Annotated in this window: 20 protein-coding genes; 14 read left to right on the top strand and 6 right to left on the bottom strand. The window is 66.3% G+C overall.

What is annotated here, in order from left to right:
* Positions 1 to 9 precede the first annotated feature (9 nt).
* The 5 genes from ACN6KF_RS26920 to groES form a co-directional block, all read right to left on the bottom strand.
* Positions 10 to 885 carry an ABC transporter permease gene (locus tag ACN6KF_RS26920; protein WP_434959990.1) on the bottom strand — a complete coding sequence of 292 codons (876 nt, stop codon included), beginning with the start codon at positions 883 to 885 and terminating at the stop codon, positions 10 to 12.
* Positions 885 to 1832 (bottom strand): ABC transporter permease, encoded by a 948-nt coding sequence (locus tag ACN6KF_RS26925; protein WP_434959991.1) that lies wholly within the window; start codon positions 1830 to 1832, stop codon positions 885 to 887. Before ACN6KF_RS26925 ends, ACN6KF_RS26920 begins: the two co-directional genes overlap by 1 nt.
* A gap of 15 nt (positions 1833 to 1847) precedes the next feature.
* The gene (locus ACN6KF_RS26930) at positions 1848 to 3428 is read right to left on the bottom strand and encodes an ABC transporter substrate-binding protein (protein WP_434959992.1); all 1581 of its coding nucleotides are present in this window, start codon (positions 3426 to 3428) and stop codon (positions 1848 to 1850) included.
* A gap of 102 nt (positions 3429 to 3530) precedes the next feature.
* Entirely contained in the window at positions 3531 to 5159 is a 1629-nt protein-coding gene (gene groL, locus ACN6KF_RS26935) for a chaperonin GroEL (RefSeq protein ID WP_434959993.1), read from the bottom strand.
* 74 nt (positions 5160 to 5233) lie between these two features.
* Positions 5234 to 5521, bottom strand: a complete 288-nt coding sequence (gene groES / locus ACN6KF_RS26940) for a co-chaperone GroES (RefSeq protein WP_322433050.1) — start codon at positions 5519 to 5521, stop codon at positions 5234 to 5236.
* Positions 5522 to 5852: 331 nt separating this feature from the next.
* Here groES and ACN6KF_RS26945 point away from each other — a divergent pair, with 331 nt between their 5' ends.
* The 13 genes from ACN6KF_RS26945 (at position 5853) to ACN6KF_RS27005 (ending at position 22892) form a co-directional block, all read left to right on the top strand.
* Positions 5853 to 7274 carry an NtaA/DmoA family FMN-dependent monooxygenase gene (locus tag ACN6KF_RS26945; RefSeq protein WP_434959994.1) on the top strand — a complete coding sequence of 474 codons (1422 nt, stop codon included), beginning with the start codon at positions 5853 to 5855 and terminating at the stop codon, positions 7272 to 7274.
* Entirely contained in the window at positions 7271 to 8512 is a 1242-nt protein-coding gene (locus tag ACN6KF_RS26950; protein WP_434959995.1) for an acyl-CoA dehydrogenase family protein, read from the top strand. The genes ACN6KF_RS26945 and ACN6KF_RS26950 overlap by 4 nt, the downstream gene beginning before the upstream one ends.
* 12 nt (positions 8513 to 8524) lie before the next feature.
* Positions 8525 to 9970 (top strand): LLM class flavin-dependent oxidoreductase, encoded by a 1446-nt coding sequence (locus ACN6KF_RS26955; protein WP_434959996.1) that lies wholly within the window; start codon positions 8525 to 8527, stop codon positions 9968 to 9970.
* 39 nt (positions 9971 to 10009) lie between these two features.
* Complete coding sequence (locus tag ACN6KF_RS26960; RefSeq protein ID WP_434959997.1) at positions 10010 to 11275, top strand: acyl-CoA dehydrogenase family protein; 1266 nt, start codon at positions 10010 to 10012, stop codon at positions 11273 to 11275.
* Between the two features lie 5 nt (positions 11276 to 11280).
* Entirely contained in the window at positions 11281 to 12546 is a 1266-nt protein-coding gene (locus tag ACN6KF_RS26965; protein ID WP_434959998.1) for a GNAT family N-acetyltransferase, read from the top strand.
* A 58-nt stretch (positions 12547 to 12604) separates the two neighbouring features.
* Positions 12605 to 14383, top strand: coding sequence for an ABC transporter substrate-binding protein (locus tag ACN6KF_RS26970; RefSeq protein ID WP_434959999.1), 1779 nt, complete (start codon positions 12605 to 12607; stop codon positions 14381 to 14383).
* 24 nt (positions 14384 to 14407) lie between these two features.
* Positions 14408 to 16036 carry a dipeptide ABC transporter ATP-binding protein gene (locus tag ACN6KF_RS26975; protein WP_434960000.1) on the top strand — a complete coding sequence of 543 codons (1629 nt, stop codon included), beginning with the start codon at positions 14408 to 14410 and terminating at the stop codon, positions 16034 to 16036.
* A complete protein-coding gene (locus ACN6KF_RS26980; protein WP_434960001.1) occupies positions 16029 to 16982 on the top strand; it encodes an ABC transporter permease in 954 nt (317 codons plus the stop codon). The genes ACN6KF_RS26975 and ACN6KF_RS26980 overlap by 8 nt, the downstream gene beginning before the upstream one ends.
* A 10-nt stretch (positions 16983 to 16992) precedes the next feature.
* A complete protein-coding gene (locus ACN6KF_RS26985) occupies positions 16993 to 17988 on the top strand; it encodes an ABC transporter permease (RefSeq protein ID WP_434960002.1) in 996 nt (331 codons plus the stop codon).
* A gap of 151 nt (positions 17989 to 18139) precedes the next feature.
* Positions 18140 to 19168 carry a sugar ABC transporter substrate-binding protein gene (locus ACN6KF_RS26990; protein ID WP_434960003.1) on the top strand — a complete coding sequence of 343 codons (1029 nt, stop codon included), beginning with the start codon at positions 18140 to 18142 and terminating at the stop codon, positions 19166 to 19168.
* A 169-nt stretch (positions 19169 to 19337) separates the two neighbouring features.
* Positions 19338 to 20867 (top strand): sugar ABC transporter ATP-binding protein, encoded by a 1530-nt coding sequence (locus ACN6KF_RS26995; RefSeq protein WP_434961311.1) that lies wholly within the window; start codon positions 19338 to 19340, stop codon positions 20865 to 20867.
* A complete protein-coding gene (locus ACN6KF_RS27000) occupies positions 20857 to 21915 on the top strand; it encodes an ABC transporter permease (protein ID WP_434960004.1) in 1059 nt (352 codons plus the stop codon). The genes ACN6KF_RS26995 and ACN6KF_RS27000 overlap by 11 nt, the downstream gene beginning before the upstream one ends.
* Positions 21912 to 22892 (top strand): ABC transporter permease, encoded by a 981-nt coding sequence (locus tag ACN6KF_RS27005; protein ID WP_434960005.1) that lies wholly within the window; start codon positions 21912 to 21914, stop codon positions 22890 to 22892. Before ACN6KF_RS27000 ends, ACN6KF_RS27005 begins: the two co-directional genes overlap by 4 nt.
* An 18-nt stretch (positions 22893 to 22910) precedes the next feature.
* Here ACN6KF_RS27005 and ACN6KF_RS27010 read toward each other — a convergent pair whose 3' ends face one another.
* On the bottom strand, positions 22911 to 23324 hold the full coding sequence (locus ACN6KF_RS27010) for an NUDIX hydrolase (RefSeq protein WP_434960006.1): 414 nt from the start codon (positions 23322 to 23324) through the stop codon (positions 22911 to 22913).
* Positions 23325 to 23420: 96 nt separating this feature from the next.
* Here ACN6KF_RS27010 and ACN6KF_RS27015 point away from each other — a divergent pair, with 96 nt between their 5' ends.
* On the top strand, positions 23421 to 24332 hold the full coding sequence (locus ACN6KF_RS27015; protein WP_322433168.1) for a LysR substrate-binding domain-containing protein: 912 nt from the start codon (positions 23421 to 23423) through the stop codon (positions 24330 to 24332).
* The last annotated feature ends 39 nt before the right edge of the window (positions 24333 to 24371 follow it).

Genomic DNA, 24371 nt, shown 5'->3' on the forward strand with positions numbered 1-24371 from the left:
CGAGTGCGATTACGCGTGGTGATGAGGATCCAGCCAGTTCCGCAGGCCACTGCCGAGCCAGTTGAAGGCCAGCGAGACGACGATGATGGCGACGCCGGGGACAATCACCACATGCGGCGCGCCCTCGGCGAACACGCCGACGCCATCCACGGTCATCCGCCCCCAATCGGCCAAGGGTGGCTGGATGCCGAGTCCGAGAAAGCTGAGGCCGGAGGAAAAGCCGATCATCGGCCCGATCAGCGTGGTGGCGTAGATGATGGCGGGCGAGAGCACGTTGGGCAGGAGCTCGCCGAACAGGATGGCCGTCCGGCCGGCGCCGAGCAGGCGCGCCGCATCCAGATATTCGCGCCCGGTTTCCGCCAGCACCGCGAAATAGACCACGCGCGTCATATAGGGAACCAGCGACAGCGCGATGGTGGCGATGATGGTGGTGAGGCCCGGGCCGAGCATGGCGGCGATGGCGATCGCAAACAGGATCATCGGAAAGGCGAAGAGCACGTCGATGCCGCGCATGATCACCTCGCCCAGAGGCTTGCGCGCGAAGCCGGCGGCGAGGCCAAGGCCAAGGCTGACGATGAAGGCGATGGCGACCGGGACGATGCTGGCGATCAGGGACAGGCGCGCGCCCCAGATCAGGCGGGAGAGGATGTCGCGCCCCTGGCCGTCGAGCCCGAGCAAATGGCCCGGCGTGCCGGGCGGTGCGAGCCGGAGGGCGCCTTCGCCGATGTCGGGATCATAAGGCGAGATCAGGGGCGCCAGGGCTGCCAGGCCGACCACCGCGACGATGATCGCAAGGCCGATGACGCCGCGATTGATCCAGCGTCGCCGTATGGGCGCGTCGGTGGGGGATGGCCCGAGGGAATTCGAGGCTTGGGAGAGCGACATCAGGCTCTTGCTCGTGGATTGAGCCAGACCAGGGCGAGGTCGACGATCAGGTTGATCACGATGAAGGTCGCGGCAATCATCAGGACGCCGGTCTGGATGACCGGGATGTCATGGGCGGTGATGGCGTTGTAGAGCTGGGCGCTGAGGCCGGGCCAGGCGAACACCGTCTCCACGAAGATGACGCCGCCGAACAGCGTGCCGAATTGCAGCCCGCCGATGCTGACGATCGGCGCCAGGATATTGCGGGCGATCTGGGTGAACAGCAGCCTCGGCGTCGACATGCCGGCCGAGGCGAACATCCTGGCATAATCGGCATTGAGCGCGTCGATGACGCTGGCGCGCGTCAGGCGCATGATGATGGCGATGGCGAGCACGGCGGCCGAGAAGGCCGGCAGGACGAGATGGGTGAGAAGATCGGCCAGGGAATGGGAGCCCCTGAGATTGTACATGCCCGATGAAGGCAGCCAGCGCAGCTGCTTGGAGACCAGCCAGATCAGCATGATTCCGAGCCAGAACACCGGCGTCGCCGCGAGGCCCTCGCTGATTGCGGCCGCCAGCCGGTCGAACCAGCCCCCGGCCCGCAGGCCGGAGAGCACGCCGAGCAGGACGCCGACGGTCAAGGCGATCACCAGACTCGCCAGGGCCAGGATGAAGGTGTTGACGTAGGCGGGGACGAGGATGTCGAGCACCGGCACATGCATGGTGATCGATGTGCCGAAATGGCCGCCCAGCAGGCCCCACAGCCAGGCGCCATACTGGACGAGGAAGGGTCTGTCGAGGCCGAGATCGCGGCGGATCTGGTCGGCGGTCTCGCCCGAGGCGTCGCGGCCGAGCATGATCGCCACCGGGTCTCCCGGGCTGAAATAAACCACCAGGAAGACGAGGAAGGTCACCAGCACCAGAATGGCGAGCGAGGCGACTGCGCGGCGTGCGATGAGGGCGATCATCCCAGCACCCCCGGCCTATTGCTTTTCCTTCAGCCAGACATGGCTGAGATCGTACCAATCCTGGGCGGGGGTGGCGAAGCCGCCGACATTCTTGCCCACGGCATAATGGGTGCGCTCGTAATAGATCGGCAGCTTGCCGACATCGGCGGCCAGGATCCGGTTGGCTTCGCGCCATTTGTCCCTGATGTCCTCGGCCTTGACGGCGGTGATCGCCTCATGGGCCGCCTTGTCGAACGCCGGATTGTTGTAGTTGCCCGTATTGCCGCTGCTCTGGCTGTGGGCGACGATGTAAAGCCAATAGGGTGTCAGAAAACCCCATTCCATCGAGGTCAGGGCAACCTCGGGGCCGCTCTTCTTGTTGCGGGCCAGGAAGCTGTTCCAGTCATAGGAGCGGATCTCGAGCTTGATGCCGGCCTTGGCCGCGTCGCGCTGGATCCATTCGGCCACCGGCTCACCGCCGGCATAGATCTCCAGGAGGCCGCTGACACCGTCGGGGTGGCCGGCTTCGGCCAGCAGCTGCTTGGCTTTCTCCACATCGTGCGGATAGTCGCGGAAGGAGGGGTCGAAGGCATCGCTCCCCGGGTTCAGGATGCCATAGGCAGGCCCGGCCGTATCCTTGAGCAGGTCGCGCGCCAGCCCGGCCCGGTCGATCGACAAAGCGAGCGCCTGGCGCACGCGCGGATCCTTGAAGGTCTCGTTGGCGGTGTTGAAGGTGTAGTAATAGACCGAAGGCAGGTCGACATTGTCGACGCTGAAGCCCTCCGCCTTCAGCTTGGCCACGCTGTCGCGCGGCGGCCAGGAGATGATGTCGACCTCGCCGGTCTCCAGCGCGGCGACACGGGCATTGCCGTCAATGATCGGCCGGAAGATGATGCGGTCGAGGAAGGGCTTGTCGCCCCAATAGCCGTCGAAGCGCTCGATCTCGACCTTCTGGCCGCGGACCCGTTCGACGAAGCGATAAGGGCCGGTGCCGACGGGATGCTCGGCATAGCCGTCATTGCCGTATTTGCGGATGGCCGTGGGGCTGGCAATGCCGCCCGAGCCGCCGCTGCCCTGGGCGAGCATCCGCAGGAAGGGACTGAACGGCTCGGCGAAGGTGAGGACGACGGTGTGGTCGTCGGGCGTGTCGATCCGGCTGAGCGAGGAATAGGTATAGGCGAGGTTGGCGGCGCTGATCTTGTCGTAGAACTCGAATTTCGGATCCCAGCCGCGGCGGATGTTGAAGGCTACGGCCTCGGCATTGAAATCGGTGCCGTCATGGAACTTGACCCCGCGGCGCAAATGGAAGGTGTAGACCCGCCCGTCCGGCGAGATCTCCCAGGATTCGGCGAGGGCCGCCTTCAGGGGCGGCACCTTCACCTCAGCGCCGGATTTCGACAGGTCCTCGGTCACCAGCGCCTCGTGGATGTGACGGGCGATGCGAAAGGTCTCCCAGCCGCCTTCCCGGCCTGGATCGAGATTGGTGATCTCGGCGTTCTGGGCGACGATCAGCGTGCCGCCATATTTGCCGGCGTCGTCGGCGAGGGCCGCGCCATGAACGAGGGCGAACAGGGCGCCGGCGAGGCTCAGCCTGAGGCCCAGGGAAACGAACCGCATCGTAATCTTCCATTCATTCCAGTCAGAGGAGCGGACGCGCCGGGCAACGGTGCATCGCGGCAGGCGGAAGGCCGGGGGCGATCCGCCTGCCTGATGTCGGCGTCAGAAGTCGCCGATGCCGCCGCCCGGCGGGCCGACCGGCGGTTTTTCCCGGGGCAGCTCGGTCACCAGGGCCTCGGTGGTGACGATCAGAGAGGCGATCGAGGCGGCATCCTGCAGGGCGGTGCGCACCACCTTGGCCGGATCGACGATGCCGGCCTCCAGGAGATCGACGAAGGTCTCGGTCTGGGCGTTGAAGCCGAAGGTCGCCGACTTGTTCTCGGTGATCTTGCCGACCACGATCGAGCCCTCGACGCCGGCATTCTCGACGATCTGGCGAATCGGCGCTTCCAGGGCCTTCAGGACGATGTTGATACCGGACTGGACGTCGGCGTTCTCGCTTTTGAGCTCGGCAACGGCGGTCTTGGCCCGCAGCAGCGCAACCCCGCCGCCGGGCACGATGCCTTCGGCGACGGCAGCGCGGGTGGCGTTGAGCGCATCGTCGACCCGGTCCTTCTTCTCCTTGACCTCGACCTCGGTCGAACCGCCGACGCGGATCACCGCGACGCCGCCGGCGATCTTGGCCAGGCGCTCCTGCAGCTTCTCGCGGTCATAGTCGGAGGTGGTCTCCTCGATCTGCGCCTTGATCTGGGCAACGCGGGCGCTGATGTCCTTCTTCTTGCCGGCGCCGTCGACGACGGTGGTGTTCTCCTTCTCGATGCGCACGCGCTTGGCGCGGCCGAGCTGGGAGAGCGTGACGTTTTCGAGCTTGATGCCGAGATCCTCCGAGATCGTCTCCCCGGCGGTGAGGACGGCGATGTCCTCCAAGATGGCCTTGCGGCGATCACCGAAGCCCGGCGCCTTGACGGCGGCGACCTTCAGCCCGCCGCGCAGCTTGTTGACCACCAGGGTGGCGAGCGCCTCTCCCTCGACGTCCTCGGCGATGATCAGCAGGGGCTTGCCGGTCTGCACCACTGCTTCGAGCACCGGCAGCAAGGGCTGGAGCGAAGAAAGCTTCTTTTCGTGGATGAGGATGTAGGGGTCCTCGAACTCCACCACCAGCTTCTCGGCATTGGTGACGAAATAGGGGGAGAGATAGCCGCGGTCGAACTGCAGGCCCTCGACGACGTCGAGCTCGGTCTCCAGGCTCTTGGCTTCCTCGACGGTGATCACACCCTCATTGCCGACCTTGTCGACGGCGGTGGCGATGATGGCGCCGATCGAGCTGTCGCCATTGGCCGAGATGGTGCCGACCTGGGCCACTTCCTCGGACGACTTGACCTTCTTGGCGCGCTTTTCGATATCCTTGATCGCGGCAGTAACGGCGAGGTCGATGCCGCGCTTGAGATCGAGGGGGTTGAAGCCGGCCGCCACCGCCTTGGCGCCTTCGCGCACGATGGCCTGGGCGAGGACCGTGGCGGTGGTGGTGCCGTCGCCGGCAAGATCATTGGTCTTGGAGGCGACTTCGCGCAGGAGCTGGGCGCCCAGGTTCTCGAACTTGTCCTCGAGCTCGATCTCCTTGGCGACGGTGACGCCGTCCTTGGTGATTCGCGGCGCGCCGAACGATTTTTCGATCACGACATTGCGGCCTTTCGGGCCGAGCGTGACCTTGACGGCATTGGCCAGGATGTCGACGCCGCGCAGCAGGCGCTCGCGGGCATCGGAGGAGAATTTGACGTCTTTTGCTGCCATGGTTGAATTCCTTCGGGCCGGGCGGTGACGAAAGCGCTCCGGGCCTGTCTGACTGTGAAAAGGGGGAGGGGACGTCAGGCAATGATGCCGAGGATGTCCGCTTCCTTGAGGATGAGCAGGTCCTGGCCGTCGATCTTGACTTCCGTGCCGGACCATTTGCCGAACAGCACGCGGTTGCCGGCCTTCACGTCCAGCGGCTGAAGCTTGCCGCTCTCGTCGCGCGCACCGGGGCCGACGGCGACCACCTCGCCCTCCTGGGGCTTTTCCTTGGCGGTGTCAGGTATGATGATGCCGCCCTTGGTTTTCTCGTCGCCTTCCAGGCGACGCAGAACCACGCGATCATGGAGCGGTCGAAAGCTCATGGATTCTACCTCAGATTGATTGAAGCACCGCGATCTGCCGCCTGATTCAGGCGGGTTTTGCGGCTTGAACCCATGCTAGGGCGGGTCAAGCGCCGTCGTCAATAAAAAGAATACAAAATATATAGACAATATGTAATTGATGCGTAATCATACCTCCATCGATTGCCGGACGCAGCCTGCGGCGACAGCAGGCGCGGCCATCCCGGCGAACCAAACTTCCCCCAAAGCGTTTTGCGATTCGACGGGCTCACCAAGAACCGCAAAGACGCGTCGAAACAATGAGTTAGAGCAAAAAGCGTTCAGTCATGAACGCGCTTTGCTCAAGAAATGGATGACGTACGTCGTGTCCGCCGAACCGATCATTTTGAACGGGTTCACCATGAACTCGGTTTCCCATGTCAATTACGGGCTGTGGCAACACCCCGAGGATGAGACGTACCGTTATACCGATCTCGATTATTGGATCGAGCTCGCCCGGATCCTCGACGAGGGTCGCTTCGACAATCTGTTCATCGCCGATGCGCTGGGATTGCTCGACGTGCATGGCGGCAGCGCCGAGGCCTCGCTGCGAACCGGCACGCAATCTCCCCTCGGCGACCCCCTGCTCCTGGTTTCGGCCCTGGCGGCGGCCACGCGCGATCTCGGTTTCGGCATCACCGTCTCGACGAGCTACGAAAAGCCCTATCTGCTCGCCCGCAAATTCACCACGCTGGATCATGTCACCCGTGGGCGCATCGCCTGGAACGTGGTGACCTCCCAGCTCGACAGTGCCGCGCGCAATCTGGGGCTGGAGGCCCAATACCCTCACGACGAGCGCTATGACCGCGCCGACGAATTCCTCGAAGTGGCCTACAAGCTCTGGCAGGGCTCGTGGGAGGACGATGCCGTCCTGCGCGACCGCGGCAGCGCGGACCACCCCGAAGGGCTCTATAGCGATCCCTCCAAGGTGCATGGCATCGGCCATCGCGGCCCTTATTACACCGTTCCCGGCCCGCATCTTTCCGAGCCCAGCCCCCAGCGCGTGCCAGTGATCTTCCAGGCCGGCGGCTCGCCGCGCGGACAGGCTTTCGCGGCGCGCCATGCCGAGGTGGTCTTTGTCGCCGGGGCCGACGCCGCCGGCATCCGGCGCAATGTCGCCAGCATCAAGGAACTGGCCCGCGAGGCGGGCCGGGCGCCGGGAGCCATCCGCTTCATCAGCGCTCTTGCCGTGGTCACGGCAGGGGATGACGAAACGGCCCGCACGAAGTTCGACGATTATCGCCGCCATTACAGCCTGGAAGGCGCCATCACCCATTATTCGGCGAGCACCGGCATCGATTTTGCCGGTCACCCCCTCGATGAGCCGCTGCGCTATCGGGACACCAACGCCAACCGCTCCCTGTTGCGCATGTTCGACGACCCGGCTTCGGGCAGGCGCTGGACCCTGCGCGAGGCTTTCCTGCCCGATGGCGGCTTCGGGCGGGTGAAGGCGCTGGTGGGCGGGCCGGCCCGGGTCGCCGACGATCTCGACGCCTGGCTCGCCGAGACCGATACCGACGGCATCAATCTCATCCATATCGTCAATCCCGGTAGCTTCCGCGATTTCGCGCAGCATGTCGTGCCTGAGCTCGACCGGCGCGGGCGCCTGCGCGAACGCCGGACCGGGGCACTGCGCAGCCGCCTGTTCGGCACCGATTCCCCGCAGGTGCCGCCTGACCATCCCGCGGCCCGCTTCGCCTTCCCGGCAGCCCAGACGGCGGAGGCCCGGTCATGAGCGCCGATGGAACGCGGGCAGGCCTGAGCAGGGAGGAGCGGTTTCGGCTCTGGGTTGAGGCGGCCGAGCAGGTCGCGGCGGAACTGCAGCGGACGGGGGCGGCGCGCGATGCCGCCGGTGCCGATCCGGTGGCGGAGATCGATTTGCTGCGCAAGGCCGGACTGCTGACGATCTTCCTGCCAGAAGCGGTTGGCGGGGGCGGTGCCAGCACCCGGCAGGTGCTGCAGATCATCCGCATCCTGGCCAAGGGCGACACCTCCATCGCCCAGATCGCTACCTACCATCTGTTCGGCACGGCCCTGGGCCGGAATGGCGCGAACCAGGCGCTGTTTGCCCGGCGCGCGGAGGGCTTCCTCCGGCAGGGCTGGTTCCATGGTGGCGTGGCCCAGGCCGCCTATGAGCCGCTCATCAGCGCGACGCCGCAAGGCACGGGCTTCGTGCTCAACGGTTCCAAGCCCTTTGCCAGCGGTGCGGCGGTGGCCGACACCCTGCATGTCTGGGTGCGGTTCGCGCCGGGGACGGAGATCGGCGGGGGCGATGCCGGCGGCCATATCGGCCAGTTCGTGGTGCCCAATCCCGCGCCGGGCCTGAGCTTCGGCCATGACTGGGACAATATGGGTCAGCGCCTGACCGTCTCCGGCAGCGCCAGTTTCGACAATGTCGCGGTGAGCCTGGACGACCTCGTCGCGCATCGCCGCGAGGACGCCCCGCAGACGCCGGCCGAGACCCTGCATGTGCCCATCATCCAGCTCGCCTTCGGCGAACTCTATCTCGGCACGGGGCTCGGCGCCTTCGAGGAGGCGCGAGACTATATCCAGACCCGGTCGCGGCCCTGGCTTTCCTCCCCGGTCGCCAAGGCTAGCGAGGACACGCTGGTGGTCGAGCGCTTCGGCCGGCTCTCCGTCGCGCTGGCCTCGGCCATCGCCCTGTCGGATGCGGCGGGTGAGGCGGCCCAGCGCGCGGTGGAACGCGGGAGCGCTCTGACCGAGCAGGAGAGAGGCGAGGTCGCCGCCATCGCCTACCAGTCGAAGGTGCACTCGACCGAGGTGGCGCTGGAGGTCACCTCCCGCCTGTTCGAGCTGATGGGCGCGCGGGCCACCACCAGGGCGCTCTCCTTCGATCGCTACTGGCGCAATGTGCGCACCCACTCGCTGCACGATCCCGTGCACTACAAGGTCCTGGAAGTGGGCGACTACGCCCTCAACGGGACGGTTCCTCCACCCACCTATTATTCGTGAATGGTTTGAACGATGTCCGTTTCATCACCGCCGATTGCTGCCAAGAAACCCTTTCTGCTCAATGGCTTCGGCATGACCGTCGTCGGCCACGTCTCGGCGGGCCTGTGGCGCCATCCCGACGACCGGGCCGACACCTACACCAACATCGACTACTGGATCGGCCTCGCCAGGCTGCTTGAGGAAGGCGGCTTCGACGGGCTGTTCCTGGCCGATGCGCTCGGACACCTGGACGTCTATGCCGGCACGCCCGATGCCTCGCTGCGCACCGCCGCCCAATCCCCGGTCAACGATCCTCTGCTGCTGGTCTCGGCCATGGCGGCGGCAACCCGGCATCTGGGCTTCGGCATCACGGTGTCGACCACCTATGAGCAGCCCTATCTGCTGGCGCGTAAGTTCACCACGCTCGACCACCTCACCAAGGGGCGCATTGCCTGGAATGTCGTCACCTCCGTGCTGGAGTCGGCCGCGCGCAATCTCGGCCTCGAACGCCAGATCGATCACGACGAGCGCTATGACCGCGCCCAGGAGTTCGTCGACGTTGCCTACAAGCTGTGGGAAGGGTCGTGGGAGGAGGATGCGGTCATCCGCGATCGCAAGCGGGGGATCTATACCGATCCTTCCAAGGTCCATGCCATCCATCATCGCGGCACCTATTTCACCGTGCCGGACGCGCATCTGTCCGAGCCGAGCCCCCAGCGCACGCCCCTGCTCTACCAGGCCGGCACCTCGACGCGCGGGCGCGAATTCGCGGCGCAGAATGCCGAAGTCGTCTTCCTGGGCGGTACCAATTCGCCGTCGATCCGCCGGCGTATCGAGCAGATCCGCTCGCGCGCCGTCGAACTCGGCCGGGCGCCCGACGCCATCAAGTTCATCACCGCCATCAGCGTGGTGACGGCTGAAACCGACGAGGAAGCCGAGGCGAAATATCGCGACTATCTCTCCTACACCAGCGTGGAGGCGGCGCTCGCTTTGTTCTCGGCCTGGACCGGGGTCGACTGGTCGCAATATCCCCTCGATCATCCCATCGAATATATCGAGACCAATGCCGGCCGCTCGGCTTTGTCCAGCCTCACCAGCATCGATGCCGACCGGCGCTGGACCGTGGGCGATGTCGCCGACTATATCGGCGTTGGCGGCATCCATCCCACCCTGGTCGGTGGGCCCAAGAAGGTTGCCGACGCGCTTGAGCGCCTTGCCGACGAGACCGGCATCGACGGCTTCAACCTTGCCTATGCCATCAGCCCCGGCTCCTTCGAGGATTTCATCCGCTTCGTCGTGCCCGAGCTTCGGCAGCGCGGCCGCATCCGCGAGCGGCCGGCGACGCCGGTGACCCTGCGCGAACGCTTCCAGGGCGATGGCCAGCGCCGGCTGCGCGAGGACCATCGCGGCGCCTCCTTCCGCGACTTCACCCGTTTTGTCCCCACGCGGGACGTGCCGGCCGCGACCGCGGCCGAGTGACCCCCATTTGCCGACAGTTTTGAACAAGGACGAGACAAAGTGGCCTATGACGCAACCGTGAGCGCCCTGCGCGATACGCGCAGGGATGCCGCCATCGAGATCTATGCCGGCCTTTCGGAGGCGGAGTTCGTGGAGTGGCGCAGCCGCGCCGAACATGTCGCCGCCGAACTCGCGGCCAGTGCGCTCGAACGCGACCGCGCCAACCAGGATCCGTTCGAGGAAATCGGGCTCCTGCGTAAGGCTGGCCTTCTCGGCCTTGCCGTGCCGCGAGCCCTGGGTGGCGCCGGCGCCAATCTCGCGCAGGCGCTCGAGATCAGCCGTATCATCTCTGCAGCGGACGGCTCGATCGGGCAACTGATCGCCTATCACTATTCCAACGGAGTGTGGAGCTACATCCTCGGCACGCCCGAACAATGGCAGGGCACGGCTCGCGGCGTTGCCGAGGAGGGCTGGTTCCAGGGCGGCGTCAGCAATCCGCGCGATCCCAAGGCCGAACTGGAGAAGACTGCGAACGGTTATCTGATCAGCGGCCGGCGCACCTTCGCCACCGGCGCCTCGATCGCGCAGATCCTCACCGTCACCGTGTGGGACGGCGAGAAGCGGGTGCATTTCCAGGTCCCGCCCTCGCGCAAGGGCATCAGCTTCGAGGGCGATTGGGACAATCTGGGCCAGCGTCTCACCGCCAGCGGCTCGGTGATCTTCGATCGAGTGGAGGCGACCGAAGCGGACCTCCTGTCGGGTCTCGACCACTATGTCGGCGATGTCGAGCAGCGCGACGGGCTGCGCGTGCTGTTCAGCCAGCTGATCTTCGTCAATTTCTATCTTGGCATTGCCGAGGGAGCGCTCAAGGCTGCGGCCGCCTATGTGCGCAGCCATGGCCGGCCCTGGCCCGAGTCGGGGCTGGAAAGGGCTACCGAGGATCCCTACCATCTCCAGCTCTTCGGGCGCCTGTCGGCGGGCATCGCCGCCGGCGTGGCCCTGGCGGACAAGGCCGCGGCGCTCTATCAGGCGGCACTGCTGGCCGGCCCGGCGCTGACGGCGCAAGCGTGGGGCGAGCTTGCCCTTCTGATCGACCAGGCCAAGGTCATCGCCACCAAGGTCTCGCTTGAGGTCACCGCCGATATCTATGAGGCGACGGGCGCCCGCTCTACAGCCAACAAATACGGTCTCGACATCTATTGGCGCAATGTACGCACCCATACGGTGCATGACCCGGTGTCCTACCGCCTCCGCGAAATCGGCGAATTCGCGCTCAACCAGACGCTGCCGAAGCCTCGCGTCTTCACCCCGCCGGCGAAGGCTTGAGCGCCATGTCGCTGCACGCCGTAGACCTCTCGGCCGTCAGGGCGCCGAGCCCGGCACCGGCTCGGGTTAGGATTCTGGAAGGCACTTCGGAGCTGATCCAGGCCGCCCGGCTGTTCCGCACCGCCATGGTGGGGCTACCGAATTTCGGGCCGATCGATGCCGACTTCGTCGCCGACATCTATGAGCCCGGCCGCGCGCTCGGAGCTTTCGTGTCCGACACGCTGGTGGGTACGGTCAATTCCTATGCCAGCACCCTGACGGTGCCGGGTGGCGGACGCCTCGCCCATGCCGCCGTCACCCATGTCGGCGTGCTGCCAACCCATACCAGGCGGGGCATCGGAACGGCCCTCCTTGAAAGGCAATTGGCGGAGGCGCGTTCGCGCGGCGATGCCGTCGCCACGCTGCGGGCCTCGGATGCGCGCATCTACGCCCATTTCGGCTATGGCATCGCCAGTTCGCAGGTCAGTTTCGACCTCGCCGCCGAAGGAGCGCGTCTGCGCCCCGAGGTGCCGCGTGGCGGGCCGGTGCGCTTCGTCGACCCGGACGAGGCTTGGTCCCTGCTGCCCGTCATCCATGCCCAGGCCGGCACTGAGCGGGCCGGCACCATCGCCCGCTGGCGCGGCTGGTGGCACTTCCAGCGCCTGCGCCAGGACCTGTCCAAGGCGCCGGCCTATGTCGTGGTGGCCGGGGAGGAAGGACGGGAGAGCGGCTATGTGCGCTATCACCCGATCGGCCTCGACGAGTGGTTCGCCGGTTCGGATCGCACCCTGGTCGTGGACGATCTGGTCGTGGCCGACGATGCCGCCTATGGCGCACTGGTCGCCCATCTTCTCAGTGTCGATCTGGTGCATCGCATCCTCTTCCCCGGCCGGCCGGTGGATGACGCCCTGCCATGGCTGTTCGAAAACCATCGGCAGGCGCGTGTGACCGGCCAGCGCGACGAAACCTGGCTGCGTCTTCTCGATGTGCGCCTGGCGCTGGAAACGCGCCGCTATGGCGGTGAAGGCGAGGTGGTGCTCGCCGTCAGCGACCCCCTTTTCGCCGAGAACAATGGCCGGTTCCGCCTCTCGGCGCAGGGTGCGGTGCCGACAGACGCTCCGGCGCAGGCCGAGCTCGATATCGCCGCCTTGGCAACGACCTATCTCGGCGGCACGCGCTGGTGGCAACTCGCCAGGGCCGGCCGGGTCAAGGCCGAGAGCGAGGCGGTGCTGTCCACGCTCGATGCCTTGTTCGCCACGTCGGCGCAGCCCCATGCCGGCACCGTCTTTTAGGCCTTTCGCCATGGCGAAGCGGCCTTCGTCCTTTCTTCGATACATCAGGAAACAGACTATGAAATCCCGGCATTTCGCTCGTTCTAGGCTGCTCGGCTCCGCGTCGCGCTTTACGGCCGCCCTGCTGCTGACGGGCGGCCTCGCTCTCGGTGCTGCACAGGCGGCTGACGACGTTCCGTATGGCGGGACGCTGCGCATCGCCTCGCTCGACCCCGATCTCGATGCCTTCGATCCCTTGACCGGCTACAGCACCGATTCCTGGGAGATCCTGCGGGCGGTGACACGCCAGCTCGTGACCTATCCGGGCGCGCCCGGCGACATCAAGGACGACACCAAGCTGGTGCCCGACCTTGCCGAGTCCTGGGACGTCAGCCCCGACGGCAAGACCTATACCTTCCATCTTCGCGATGGCATCACCTATTCCGGCTCGACCACGCGCAAGATCACGGCGGGCGATTTCGTCTACGGCATCAAGCGCTTCTGCGATCCCAACAAGCAGGTCGCAGCCATCAACTATTTCAATCTCGCCTTTTCGGGCTTCGCCGACTACTGCAAGCAGTTCGCCAAGGTGCCGACGGGCGATCTCGCCGCCACCAAGGCCTTCACCGACACGCATGACATCGCCGGTGTCTCCGCGCCCGACGACAGGACGCTGGTGCTGCGCTCGGACTCCAAGAACTATGATTTCCTCAACATCCTGTCGATGAACTTCGTCACCCCGCTGCCGCCGGAAATCGCCTCCAAATATTTCCCGGATTCGCTGGAATTCAGGAAGAATCTGCCCTCGAGTGGTCCCTACTACGTCGCAGCCTACGACCAGGGCCAGAAGCTCGTGCTCAAGAAGGTGGCCAACTACAATCATGCCGCCGATCCAGCCCGCAAGGCCTATGTCGATGAGATCGTCGTCGACTTCACCACCAATACCGAAGACGCCGTGGTGCAGAAGATCCGTGCCGGTGAAGCCGACCTGTCGCTCTATCTCGACGTGCCGCCTTTGGCCGCGATCCGGCAGTATCAGGCGCAGAAGAGCCCCTATCTGCATGCATCCAACAGCGGCTCGGCCAATTTCATCACCTTCAACGCCCGGCCGGAAGCCACCGGCCCCGGCGCCACCGCCCTGCGCAAGCTCGAAGTGCGCCAGGCCCTGGCCTATGCGGTGAACAAGGCCCATCTCGTCCAGCGTCAGGGCGGCTCGATCGCCGCTCTCCCGCTCGGCCAGATCATCACCTCGACCATCCTGGGCTACGAGCCCTTCGATCCCTACGCCACCCCGAAGAGCGCGGGCGATCCGGCCAGGGCCAAGGAACTGCTGGCCAAGGCCGGCTATCCCGACGGCGTGACGCTGGATGCTGTGTACCAGACCACGGCGCAGACCCAGGCCATCGCGGTGACGCTCAAGGAAGACCTGGCTGCGGCCGGCTTTACCCTCAACCTTATCCCGGTGCCGAGTTCGCAATACCGGTCCTACATCCAGGACCCCAAGAGCCATTGGGATGTCTTCCTGGGGGCGGCCTTCGCACCCGACTGGCAGGGGCCGAGCACGCGCATGCTGCTTGGAGGCTGGCTGAATTCGGATGCCTCGCCCTGCGGCACCGGCAATACCCATGCGGTCTGCTATTCCAACAAGGAGCTCAACCAGCTGGCGGCTGAGGCCTTCCCTTCCGATGATCCCGGCCCGATCTGGGCCAAGGCCGATCGCCTCGTTTCCGCCGACCTGCCCTGGATCCCTCTGTTCGAGAAGCGCAAGGTCGCCATCACCTCCGATCGCATCGCGCTGTGGAACTGGTCCTCGCTCGCCGTGCATGCCGACATCACCAACATTGCCCTGCGTAAGTAGCGACAGGGCGCAGGAGAGGCGGCCATGGCGATTTTCGCGGTCGATAATCTGGATGTGAGCTTTGGAACGCGGCGGCATCGCACCGAGGTGGTGCGCGGCGTCTCCTTCGGCGTCGAGGCCGGCAAGACACTGGCCATCGTCGGCGAATCCGGCTCCGGCAAGAGCGTGTCGCTGCTGGGGGCCACCGGCCTGCTGCCGCCCTCGGCGGTGGTGACGGGCAGTGCGCGCCATCGCGGCACCGAGCTTCTCGGCCTGTCGGCGGGCCGGCTGCGTCGCCTGCGGGGCGCGCAGATCGGCTTCGTCTTCCAGGATCCGCTCTCCAATCTGCATCCGCTCAAGACGATCGGCAGCCAGATCGGCGAGGCGATCACAGCTCATCAGCGCGTGGGGCGGTCGGCCCTGCGCACGCGCATCCTCGATCTGCTCGACGAGGTCGGCATTCGCGATCCCGCCCGGCGCATCGACGACTACCCTCATCAGTTCTCCGGCGGCATGCGCCAGCGCGTGATGATCGCCATGGCGATCGCGCTCGGCCCGGACCTGCTGATCGCCGACGAGCCGACGACAGCGCTCGACGTGACAGTGCAGGCCGCCATCCTCACGCTCCTGCGGCAATTGCAGGAGCGCCATGGTATGGCCCTGATCTTCGTCAGCCATGATCTCGGCGTCGTCAACGATATCGCCGACGACGTGGTGGTGATGCGCGGGGGAAGCGTGGTGGAGCAAGGGCCGGCGGCGTGCATCTATGGTGCACCGAAGGAGCCCTATACCAGGCTGCTGCTGGGAGCGGCGCGCCACGGCCTGGCCCTTGGCTCCGCGGTGCCGGTCGAGACCGCTCCCCTGTTGACGGTGGAGGGGATTTCCCGACGCTTCCGCCGGGGCGGCAAGGCCGAAGGCACGCTGCAGGCGCTCGATCGCGTTTCCTTTGCCCTGCGCGAGGGAGAGATCCTGGGCGTGGTCGGCGAGTCTGGTTCGGGCAAGTCGACCATCGGCCGGATCGTCGTCGGACTGGACAGGCCGGACGAAGGCCAGGTCAGGCTCGGCGACAGCGTCTATGCCCACGCCGGCGCCATGACCCTCACCAGGCAGCAACGTTCCGCCATCCAGATGGTTTTCCAGGATCCCTATGGCAGCCTCAATCCGAGGCGACGGATCAGTGCCATCCTGGCGGAGCCCTTCATCATCAACACGGATCTGTCCGCACCGCAGATTCGCTCGCGCATCCGCGACCTCGTCGAGGTGGTCGAGCTGCCCCAAGACGTGCTCGATCGCTATCCCGCCCAGCTTTCCGGCGGGCAGCGCCAGCGCATCGCGATCGCACGCGCGGTGGCACTGGAGCCGCGCGTGATCGTGGCCGACGAACCGGTATCGGCCCTCGACATCACCACCCAGGCCAGGATCATCGCGCTGCTGCGCTCCCTCAGAAGCCGGCTCGGCGTCTCCATCCTGTTCATTTCCCATGATCTGGGCGTGGTGGCCGATCTGTGCGATCGCGTGCTGGTGCTGCAGGCAGGCCGCATCGTGGAGGAGGGGGCGACCGCGCAGGTCTTCCGGCGTCCCGGGCAGACCTATACGCAGGCGCTCATCGCAGCCATTCCGGGGCAGAAGGCGAGGGACCTCAACCGGCATGAAAGGCTGGTCCTGCATGGTTGAGGCGACCCGGACTTTTACCGAGGGCCCCGAGCAGGTTTCCTCCCGCCTTGAACTGAGGCGGCCGCCTAACGGCCTATGGGCGGTGCTGGCGGAGCCATCCGTGCGCTTCGGCGGGCTGCTGGTGCTCGCGGTGGTGACTGCGGCGCTGCTGGCACCCCTGGTGGCGCTCTGGCTCGGCCACGGACCGACGGAGCAGTTCAGCGACATCGCCCTGTCGGAGGATGGTTTGCCGATCGGGCCGAGCTGGGCCTTTCCGCTCGGCGCCGACGGCGATGGCCGCGATGTCCTGGTCCGCACGCTCTATGGCGCGCGCGTTTCCCTGCTGGTTTCCATCCCCGCCACGACGCTCGCCATGGTGGTGGGAACCTCGATCGGCCTGATCGCCGGCTATTTCGGCGGGCTGGCGGACCGGGTGATCTCGCAGGGCATCGACGTGGCCTTGTCCTTTCCGTTCGTGGTGACGGCGCTCAGCCTGCTGGCGCTCAACCGCGGCGCCAGCGGCCAGCCGATCGCCGATCCCCTGCTGGTGGTGGTGCTGATCATCGCCCTGTTCTCCTGGACCTATTTCGCCCGCCTGACGCGGGGGCTGGTGCTCTCGCTTCGGCACAGTCCCTTCGTGCAGGCGGCGCAGACGCTCGGCGCGAGCCGCCGGCGTATTCTGATCCGGGAGATCCTGCCCAATGTCGCGCCGGTCGCCCTGGTCTATTGGGCCGTGCAACTGCCCAACAACATCGTGGCGGAGGCGACTCTGTCCTTCCTGGGGGTCGGCATCCAGGCTCCGACGGCGAGCTGGGGCAACATGATCGCGGATGCGCAACGCTCCTCGCTCTACCAGCTGCAGCCCTGGTTCCTGCTCGGGCCGAGCATCGCCCTTTTCCTGACGGTGGTGGGCTTCAACACGCTGAGTGCGGGCCTGCGCAACATCCTCGATCCCCATCGGCGCTGAGAGACGGATCATGCTGCGCTTCATTCTCGGCCTGGCCTTCAGGGCGGTCACCACCTTGGTGATCGTCCTCGTCATCGCCTTCTTCATCACACGCCTCGCCTACCAGAATCCGGCGGTGATGCTGGCGCCGCGCAATGCCAATCAGCAGGCGATCGATGCAGTCGCCCATGCGCTGCGCCTCGACGAGCCCTGGCATGTCCAGCTCTGGCAATATCTCTATCGCGGTCCGGACATCCAGGGGGCGGCGATGGGGCTCGCGCACTGGCCGCCGGGTCTGGGCTATTCCTTCCGCAAACAGACAGGCGTCACCGAGCTGATCCTCGACAAGGTGCCCGTGACCTTCTCGCTCGCTTTGGGAGCGCTGGTGATCTGGATGGCGGTCTCGCTGGTGCTGGGGATCCTGGCGGCGCGGCGGCCCGGCTCCCTGCTCGACCATGCTCTGGCGGCCATCGCCTATGTCGGGCTGTCGGTTCCCACCTTCCTGAGCGGGATGTTGTTGTCCTTCTTCCTGTTCTACCAGCTCTCGACCGTGGGCATCGACTGGTTCCCGAGCAGCGGCTACGTGCCCTTCTTCGACAATCCCTTCGAATGGGCTCGTCATCTGGCCTTGCCCTGGCTGACGTTGGCGATCGCGGAGATCGGCATCTTCCAACGTGTGGTGCGGGCGGCCATGCTGGACGTATTGGGAGCGGACTATATTCGCACGGCCCGGGCCAAGGGCCTGAGCGAATGGCGCGTCCAGGTCGGCCATGCGCTCAAGGCCGCCCTCAATCCCATCATCACCCTGGCCGGGCTGGAACTGGCGGTGATCATGGGCGGGGCGATCGTGACCGAGCAGATCTTCGGCCTCGACGGTGTCGGCAGGCTGGCGATCAATGCCGCGCTGGACGGGGATTTTCCCGTGGTGATCGGCACCACCATCTTCACCGCGGCGATCTTCGTGGCCTGCAACTTCCTGGTCGATGCCATCACCAGGCTGCGCGATCCGCTGGCGGCAGCCGGATGAGCGGCCGATGGGCATCCTCACGGTCGGCTTGGGAAGCGCTCGATGATTTCAATATATTAAGTCTATAAATTTAGTTGACATATAATCGGCAAACGTGTGTGCTCTGACCAGGCCTCGACAGACGGGCTGAGATCAAAGCTGGACCGACACGATGACGACTTCCTCCACGCCGCTCGGGCGCCGCTCGCTTCTGAAAATGGGCTCGGCCCTGGCTGCCGCCGCAGCCTTGGGCGGCACTGCCCGGGCCGACGATGCCGCCAAACCGGAAGCGGCCAAGCCTGAAGCGGGATTGCCCTCCCTCAAGGGCAAGACCATCGCGATCAGCGTCGCGGGTACCGACCATTTCTTCGACCTGAAGGCCTATCAGGCCCAGGTCGAGACCGTGAAGGAACTCGGCGGTACGCCGATCGGGCTCGATGCCGGGCGCAACGACAAGACGCTGGTCAGCCAGCTGCAGACGTTGGTGACGCAAAAGCCGGATGCGGTGATCCAGACGCTCGGCACCCTCTCGGTCGTCGACCCCTGGCTGAAGAAGCTGCGCCAGGCCGGCATCCCGGTCTTTTCAGTCGACCTGCCCTCGACCAACGTCATCAACACGGCGACCTCGGACAATTTCTCCCTGGGTGCCCAGCTCGCCTTGCAGCTGGTCTCCGATATCGGCGGCAAGGGCAATGTCGTCGTCTTCAACGGCTTTTCGGGCGTTCCTGTCTGCGAGATCCGCTACACCCAGCTGCGCAACGTCCTCAAATATTATCCCGAGGTGAAAATTATCCAGCCCGAGTTGCGCGACGTCATCCCCAACACGGTGCAGGACGCCTATGCGCAGATCACCGCCCTGCTCAGCAAATATCCGGACAAGGGGTCGATCTCGGCGATCTGGTCGGCCTGGGACATTCCCCAGCTCGGCGCCACCCAGGCCCTGATCGCCGCAGGGCGCAGCGAGATCCTCACCTATGGCGTCGACGGCACCCCCGAGGTGCTGGCGCTGGTCAAGGATCCCAAGGCGCCGGCCGGTGCGGTGGCGGCCCAGCAGCCCTCGGTCATCGGCCGCCAGGCGGTCTTGAACCTCGCCCGCTATCTCAACGGCGATACCACGCTGCCCTCGCAGACTTTCCTGCCGGCCGTCATCGCCAACAAGAAGAACGCCGCCGAGGTGCAAAAGCAGCTCGGCCAGGCTTGATCGCCATTACCTGATCGACCCGCATCCGACCAACCCCGCAGGGTGCCCTCGTTGACACCATCCTGCCCAGCCACCCCATCCGCAAGCCCGGATGGGGTGGCTCTTCCTCGTGGCCGGTCCCGTGCCGCATTCCTCTGAGCAAGGGCTGAGCTGGCCGGTGATCGACGCCATGACATCCATATCTCCCGTTCTGGCCATGCGCGGCCTCGTCAAGACCTTCGGACCGACCCGGGCCCTCGATGACGCTTCACTCGTGGTCGCGCCCGGCACCGTCCACGGCCTGGTCGGGCAGAACGGCGCCGGCAAGTCGACCCTGATCAAGGCTTTGGCCGGTCTCGTCAGCCCGGAAGCCGGCAGCATCGAATTCGAGGGCCGGCCGTTCGATCATCTCTCGCCCCAGAAGGCCGAGCAACTCGGCATCGCCTTCATCCACCAGGACCGGCTGCTGGTGCCGACCGCGACGGTCGGCGAAGCGCTGTTTCTGGGGCGCGAAACCGTGGGGTCGCGCCTCGGCGTTTGGCAGCCGAGCCTGCAGCGCCGCGCGGACGAGGCCCTGCGGCATTTCTTCGGCATCACGTTGCCTCGCGGCGCACTCATCCGCGACCTGTCGACGGCGCAGCAGCAGATCGTCCAGATCACGCGTGCGCTGCTGGCCAAGCCCCGCCTGATCATCTTCGACGAGCCCACGGCGGCGCTGGCCAAGCGCGAGGTCGAGAGCCTGTTCGCCGCCATCGCGCAACTGAAGGCGCGCGGCCTGACCAGCATCTACATCTCGCATTACCTGGCCGAGATCGAACGCATCTGCGATGTCGTGACCATTATGCGCAACGGCCGGGATGTCGCCCATCTCGAGCCCTGGCGCACGACCATCGGCGAGATTACCCGCCTGATGGTCGATCGCGACGTCAAGGACCTGTTCCCCAAGCATCACGCCGAACGCGGCAAGCCCGTGCTGTCCCTTGCCGGCCTCGGTGCGCCGCCGGCCTTTGCCAATGTGTCCCTGACGGTGCATCGCGGCGAGGTGATCGGGCTGACCGGGCTGCTCGGCTCGGGAGCCAAGGAACTCGTCCAGGCCTTGTTCGGACTGCGGCCGGCGCGGGCGGGCACCATCGAGGTCGATGGACGTGTGCGGCGCCTCTCCAGCCCCGTGGCGGCGGCGCAGGCGGGTCTCGCTCTGGTGCCGGAGGACCGCAGGGCCCAGGGCGTGGCGCTCGGCCTCTCCATCCGCGAGAACGCCACACTTGCCAGCCTCGGCCAGATCACGCGCCTGGGCTGGCTCGACCGCTCCGGCGAGCGTTCGAAAGTGTCGAAGCTGATCGAGGCGCTCAAGATCAAGGCCAGCGGCCAGGACGCAGCCGTGCGCACCCTCAGCGGCGGCAACCAGCAGAAGGTGGTGATCGCCAAATGGCTGGCCCGTCGTTCCGACATCTATGTGCTTGACGAGCCGACGGTCGGGGTCGACGTCGCGGCCAAGGCCGAGATCTATCGCCTTATCGCCGAGCTGGCGGAGGAGGGGGCGGGCATCCTGCTGCTCTCTGCCGATCTCGACGAGCTCCTGGGCGTGTGCGACCGCGTCCTGGTGATGCATCGCGGCGCCGTGGTCGGCACCTACGAGACCGCGGCCACCTCGTCCGACCAGCTGCTGGCCGCGGCCCTGACGGGCGCCGATCCCGGGGAAGGAGCCAGCCATGCCGCATGAAACCCTGGAAGCGGTTGCATCCGCGACATCGGCCTCGATCCACCCCAAGCCTCATGAATCCAGGGCCGGTGCGAGCTGGCGTGATCTGGCGGGAGGCGCCGGCGCGCGCCTGGTCCGGGCCGGCGGGCTGCTGTTCTTCCTGGCTGTGATGGCCTTCTTCGCTGTCAACGTGCCCTCCTTCGTCTCGCCCGCCAATATCGGCCTCATCCTGTCGCAATCGGCGGTGCTGGGCATCTTGGGCTTCGGCCTGACGCTGGTGCTGATCACCGGCGGCTCGGATGTGATCGCCGGCGGCATCGACCTCTCCCTTGCCGGCACGCTCGGGCTTTCGGCCGCCGTCTTTGCCCTGCTCAACCAGGCCGGCTTCTCTGACACGACCTGCCTGGCGGCCGCGCTCGGCGTCGGCCTCCTCGTCGGCCTTGTCAACGCGCTTGCCGTGGTCTGGCTGCGGATCCTGCCTCTGCTGGCGACCCTGGCCGCCATGAATGTCTGCGCCGGGCTCGAACTGGTGGTGACCGAGAACACCACCATTCCCGCCACCTCGCCGCTGATCGACTGGCTCGGCCTGGCCGGCCCGCTCGACATTCCCGTGCTCGGCTGGTTGCTCCTTGCCCTGTGCGCGCTGCTGGCCGTGCTGCTGCATCTCACGCCCTTCGGCCTGCGCGCCTATGCGGTGGGTGGGCATCGCGAGGCGGCCAAGGCCGCCGGCATCGCCATCCATCGCTATGTCGCGCTGTCCTATATCGCCAGCGGGCTGCTGGGCGGGCTGGCTGGCGTGGTTTCGGTCGCCTTCCTCAATGGCGCGACCGGAGGCTCGGGCGACATGCTGCTGCCGGTGGTGGCAACCGCCTTTCTAGGCTTCATGTTTTCGCGCCGGCTGCTGCCAACCGTGGCAGGCACGCTGCTCGCCGCCGTCTTCCTGGGCGCGCTCACCAACGGGTTCCAGCTCCTCCATGTCTCGACCTATTGGGTCAATGGCATCGAGGGCGTGCTGATCCTGGCCGTCGTCGCCGCCACCGCCAATCTCGCACGCAGGAGGGCGTCATGAGCGCCGTTGGAGCCGAAGGGCCGCGCCTCCGGCCGGCATCCGAACTGCTGCGCTTCGGCATTCCGCTGGCGCTCGTGCTGGTCGTAGCCGTCTTCTCCGTGCTGGCGCCGGGCTTCCTGACGCTTGGAAACATCACCGGCGTGCTTGTCAACAATGTCGCCCTGACGGCCATCGTCGCCATCGCCATGACCTTGACGGTGGCCTCGGGCGGCACGGATCTGTCGGTGGGCACGGCGGTTGATCTCGGCAGCCTCGCCTTCGTCTCGGCGGTCTCCTCGGGCCAGCCTGTGGCGCTCGCCTGCCTCTATGGCGTCGGCGCGGGCATCGGCACCGGGCTCTTCAACGCCTTCCTGATCGCGCGCCTCTCGATCACGCCCTTCCTGGCGACGCTGGGCACGCTGTTCATCGGCCACAGCCTCCAGCAGCTCACCACCGACGGCGGCAATCCCGTCTATGTGCCGGCCGGCAGCATACCGCCCGCGCTCGCCTTCATCGGCCATGGCACCCTCCTCGGGGTGCCGGTCTCGCTGCTTCTCGTCGCGGTGCTGGCGCTCGGCGCCTGGCTCCTCCTGGAGAAATCGAGTTTCGGCCGCACTGTCCTGGCCGTCGGCACGCAGGAGGAGGTCGCGCGCTATTCCGGCCTGCCGGTGCGGCGGATCCTGGCGATCGTCTATATCCTCTCCGGCGCCGTCGCCGCCGTGACCGGCATCCTGCTGTCGTCCAACGTCAACGCCTATGTGCCCTATTCGGGCAATGCCTATCTGCTCAACGCCATCGGCGCGGCCTTCATCGGTACTTCGCTCAGCCGTAACCGGCGCGCCAGCATTCCCGGCACGATCCTCGGCGTTCTGCTGTTCGGCTTCGTCTCCAACGGCCTCCTGCTGATCGGCTGGAATTTCTATTGGCAGCAGGTCGGCGCCGGCGTCCTGATCTTCCTCGCCTTGCTGCTGGCCTTTGCCGGCCGGCACGAGACCTGAGACGGATTCGGCAGAAGGCTAGCCCGCACCGCGCGCCGTCGCGAGGGCCAGCACATGGTCGCGCGTCAGGGCGGCGAGGGGCAGCGGGCCAGGTGCGCTGGGGTCGACCCAGGCGACTTCCTCGATCTCGGCGGTGGCGGCGACCGGCTCGGCGATGTCGAGGCGGAAGATCTCGGCCTCGACCATCCGGTCGTCCTCATGCGCGGCCGGGGCTTCGAACCGGCCGAGATAGACAGGGCGCGCCGGATCGACCGCGAGGCCGATCTCCTCGGCGAGCTCGCGGCACAGGGCCTGCCGGGGCTGCTCGTCGGGCTCGATCTTGCCGCCCGGCTGCATGAAGGCCGATGTCCCTCGTTTTCTGACCAGGAGTGTCATACCGTCGGGACGGACGATGACGGCGGCTGCAATACGAATCGCATCGGGGGAGGACATGGCGCCATCCTAGGTGATATCCCGGCCGCCATCCATATTTTGGGAGATCCGAGGTGGAGGATGAAGGCCAGGCTGGCGTCATGACGGGGCGCGGCGATGCGTAACCTGCCACTCGGCGTGCTACGCACCTTCGAGGCGGCGGCGCGGCATGAAAGCCTGACCAAAGCCGCCGGGGAGCTTGCCCTGACCGACAGCGCCGTCAGCCACCAACTGCGGCGGCTGGAGGAGGTGCTGGGCTATCCGCTCTTCCACAAGGCCGGGCGCGGCGTGGTGCTCACCGATGCCGGCCGTGTCTTCGCCAAGACGGTCTCGGCCGCGCTGCAGGACATCACCAACACGGCGCTGCGCCTGTCGGAGGCGGACCAGGACGGGGGACGCATCGGCATCGCCTGCCCGCCGATGTTCGCCAGCGGCTGGCTCGCCAAGAACCTCGCCGATTTCTGCCAGGACCACCTTGCTGTCGAATGTCATATCAAGCTCACCGAGAACCACCGCATCCACGAGCTGGTGGATGCCGATATCGGCATCGTCTTCGGCGCCGGCGGCTGGGACGACAAATGGTCGGCACAGCTTGCCCATGTCAGCATCATGCCCGTCTGCAGCCCGACCTTGTTCCAGCGCATCGGCCGGCGCATCACCAGCCCGGTGGAGCTGCGCAGCGCCATCCTGTTGCACTGGGACGATGGCTCGGAATGGCGGCGCTGGCTCTCCGAGGCCGGCGAGCGCGACTTCGGACCCTATAGCCGCCATCTCTATTGCAGCGATCTCGGCATGGCGATCGACCTTGCCATCAACGGTACCGGCGTCGCTTTGGCGAGCGACACGCTCTCGGGCGCGGACGTCAGGAACGGCACGCTGCTGCGACCCTTTTCCACCGCCATCGACGCCTTCGGCGGCTGGTATGTCGTCTCCACCCATGCCGGCCTGCAGCGCTCGGGCGTGCGGCTCTTCCTGCGCTGGCTGCTGGCGCGCTTCGGCAAGGATGCCGCCGCCTGGCAGATCGGTTGACTGGATGGTGTACAGTTGAGACTAGTTCAGGAATTGACC

Origin of the sequence: Labrys methylaminiphilus subsp. lupini (assembly GCF_051161885.1) — a bacterium.
GTDB lineage: Bacteria > Pseudomonadota > Alphaproteobacteria > Rhizobiales > Labraceae > Labrys.

Coding starts and splice junctions, on each gene's coding strand:
- ACN6KF_RS26920 (WP_434959990.1), bottom strand. CDS start 885: ATGTCGCTCTCCCAAGCCTCGAATTCCCTCGGGCCATCCCCCACCGAC.
- ACN6KF_RS26925 (WP_434959991.1), bottom strand. CDS start 1,832: ATGATCGCCCTCATCGCACGCCGCGCAGTCGCCTCGCTCGCCATTCTG.
- ACN6KF_RS26930 (WP_434959992.1), bottom strand. CDS start 3,428: ATGCGGTTCGTTTCCCTGGGCCTCAGGCTGAGCCTCGCCGGCGCCCTG.
- groL (WP_434959993.1), bottom strand. CDS start 5,159: ATGGCAGCAAAAGACGTCAAATTCTCCTCCGATGCCCGCGAGCGCCTG.
- groES (WP_322433050.1), bottom strand. CDS start 5,521: ATGAGCTTTCGACCGCTCCATGATCGCGTGGTTCTGCGTCGCCTGGAA.
- ACN6KF_RS26945 (WP_434959994.1), top strand. CDS start 5,853: ATGACGTACGTCGTGTCCGCCGAACCGATCATTTTGAACGGGTTCACC.
- ACN6KF_RS26950 (WP_434959995.1), top strand. CDS start 7,271: ATGAGCGCCGATGGAACGCGGGCAGGCCTGAGCAGGGAGGAGCGGTTT.
- ACN6KF_RS26955 (WP_434959996.1), top strand. CDS start 8,525: ATGTCCGTTTCATCACCGCCGATTGCTGCCAAGAAACCCTTTCTGCTC.
- ACN6KF_RS26965 (WP_434959998.1), top strand. CDS start 11,281: ATGTCGCTGCACGCCGTAGACCTCTCGGCCGTCAGGGCGCCGAGCCCG.
- ACN6KF_RS26970 (WP_434959999.1), top strand. CDS start 12,605: ATGAAATCCCGGCATTTCGCTCGTTCTAGGCTGCTCGGCTCCGCGTCG.
- ACN6KF_RS26975 (WP_434960000.1), top strand. CDS start 14,408: ATGGCGATTTTCGCGGTCGATAATCTGGATGTGAGCTTTGGAACGCGG.
- ACN6KF_RS26980 (WP_434960001.1), top strand. CDS start 16,029: ATGGTTGAGGCGACCCGGACTTTTACCGAGGGCCCCGAGCAGGTTTCC.
- ACN6KF_RS26985 (WP_434960002.1), top strand. CDS start 16,993: ATGCTGCGCTTCATTCTCGGCCTGGCCTTCAGGGCGGTCACCACCTTG.
- ACN6KF_RS26990 (WP_434960003.1), top strand. CDS start 18,140: ATGACGACTTCCTCCACGCCGCTCGGGCGCCGCTCGCTTCTGAAAATG.
- ACN6KF_RS26995 (WP_434961311.1), top strand. CDS start 19,338: ATGACATCCATATCTCCCGTTCTGGCCATGCGCGGCCTCGTCAAGACC.
- ACN6KF_RS27000 (WP_434960004.1), top strand. CDS start 20,857: ATGCCGCATGAAACCCTGGAAGCGGTTGCATCCGCGACATCGGCCTCG.
- ACN6KF_RS27005 (WP_434960005.1), top strand. CDS start 21,912: ATGAGCGCCGTTGGAGCCGAAGGGCCGCGCCTCCGGCCGGCATCCGAA.
- ACN6KF_RS27010 (WP_434960006.1), bottom strand. CDS start 23,324: ATGTCCTCCCCCGATGCGATTCGTATTGCAGCCGCCGTCATCGTCCGT.
- ACN6KF_RS27015 (WP_322433168.1), top strand. CDS start 23,421: ATGCGTAACCTGCCACTCGGCGTGCTACGCACCTTCGAGGCGGCGGCG.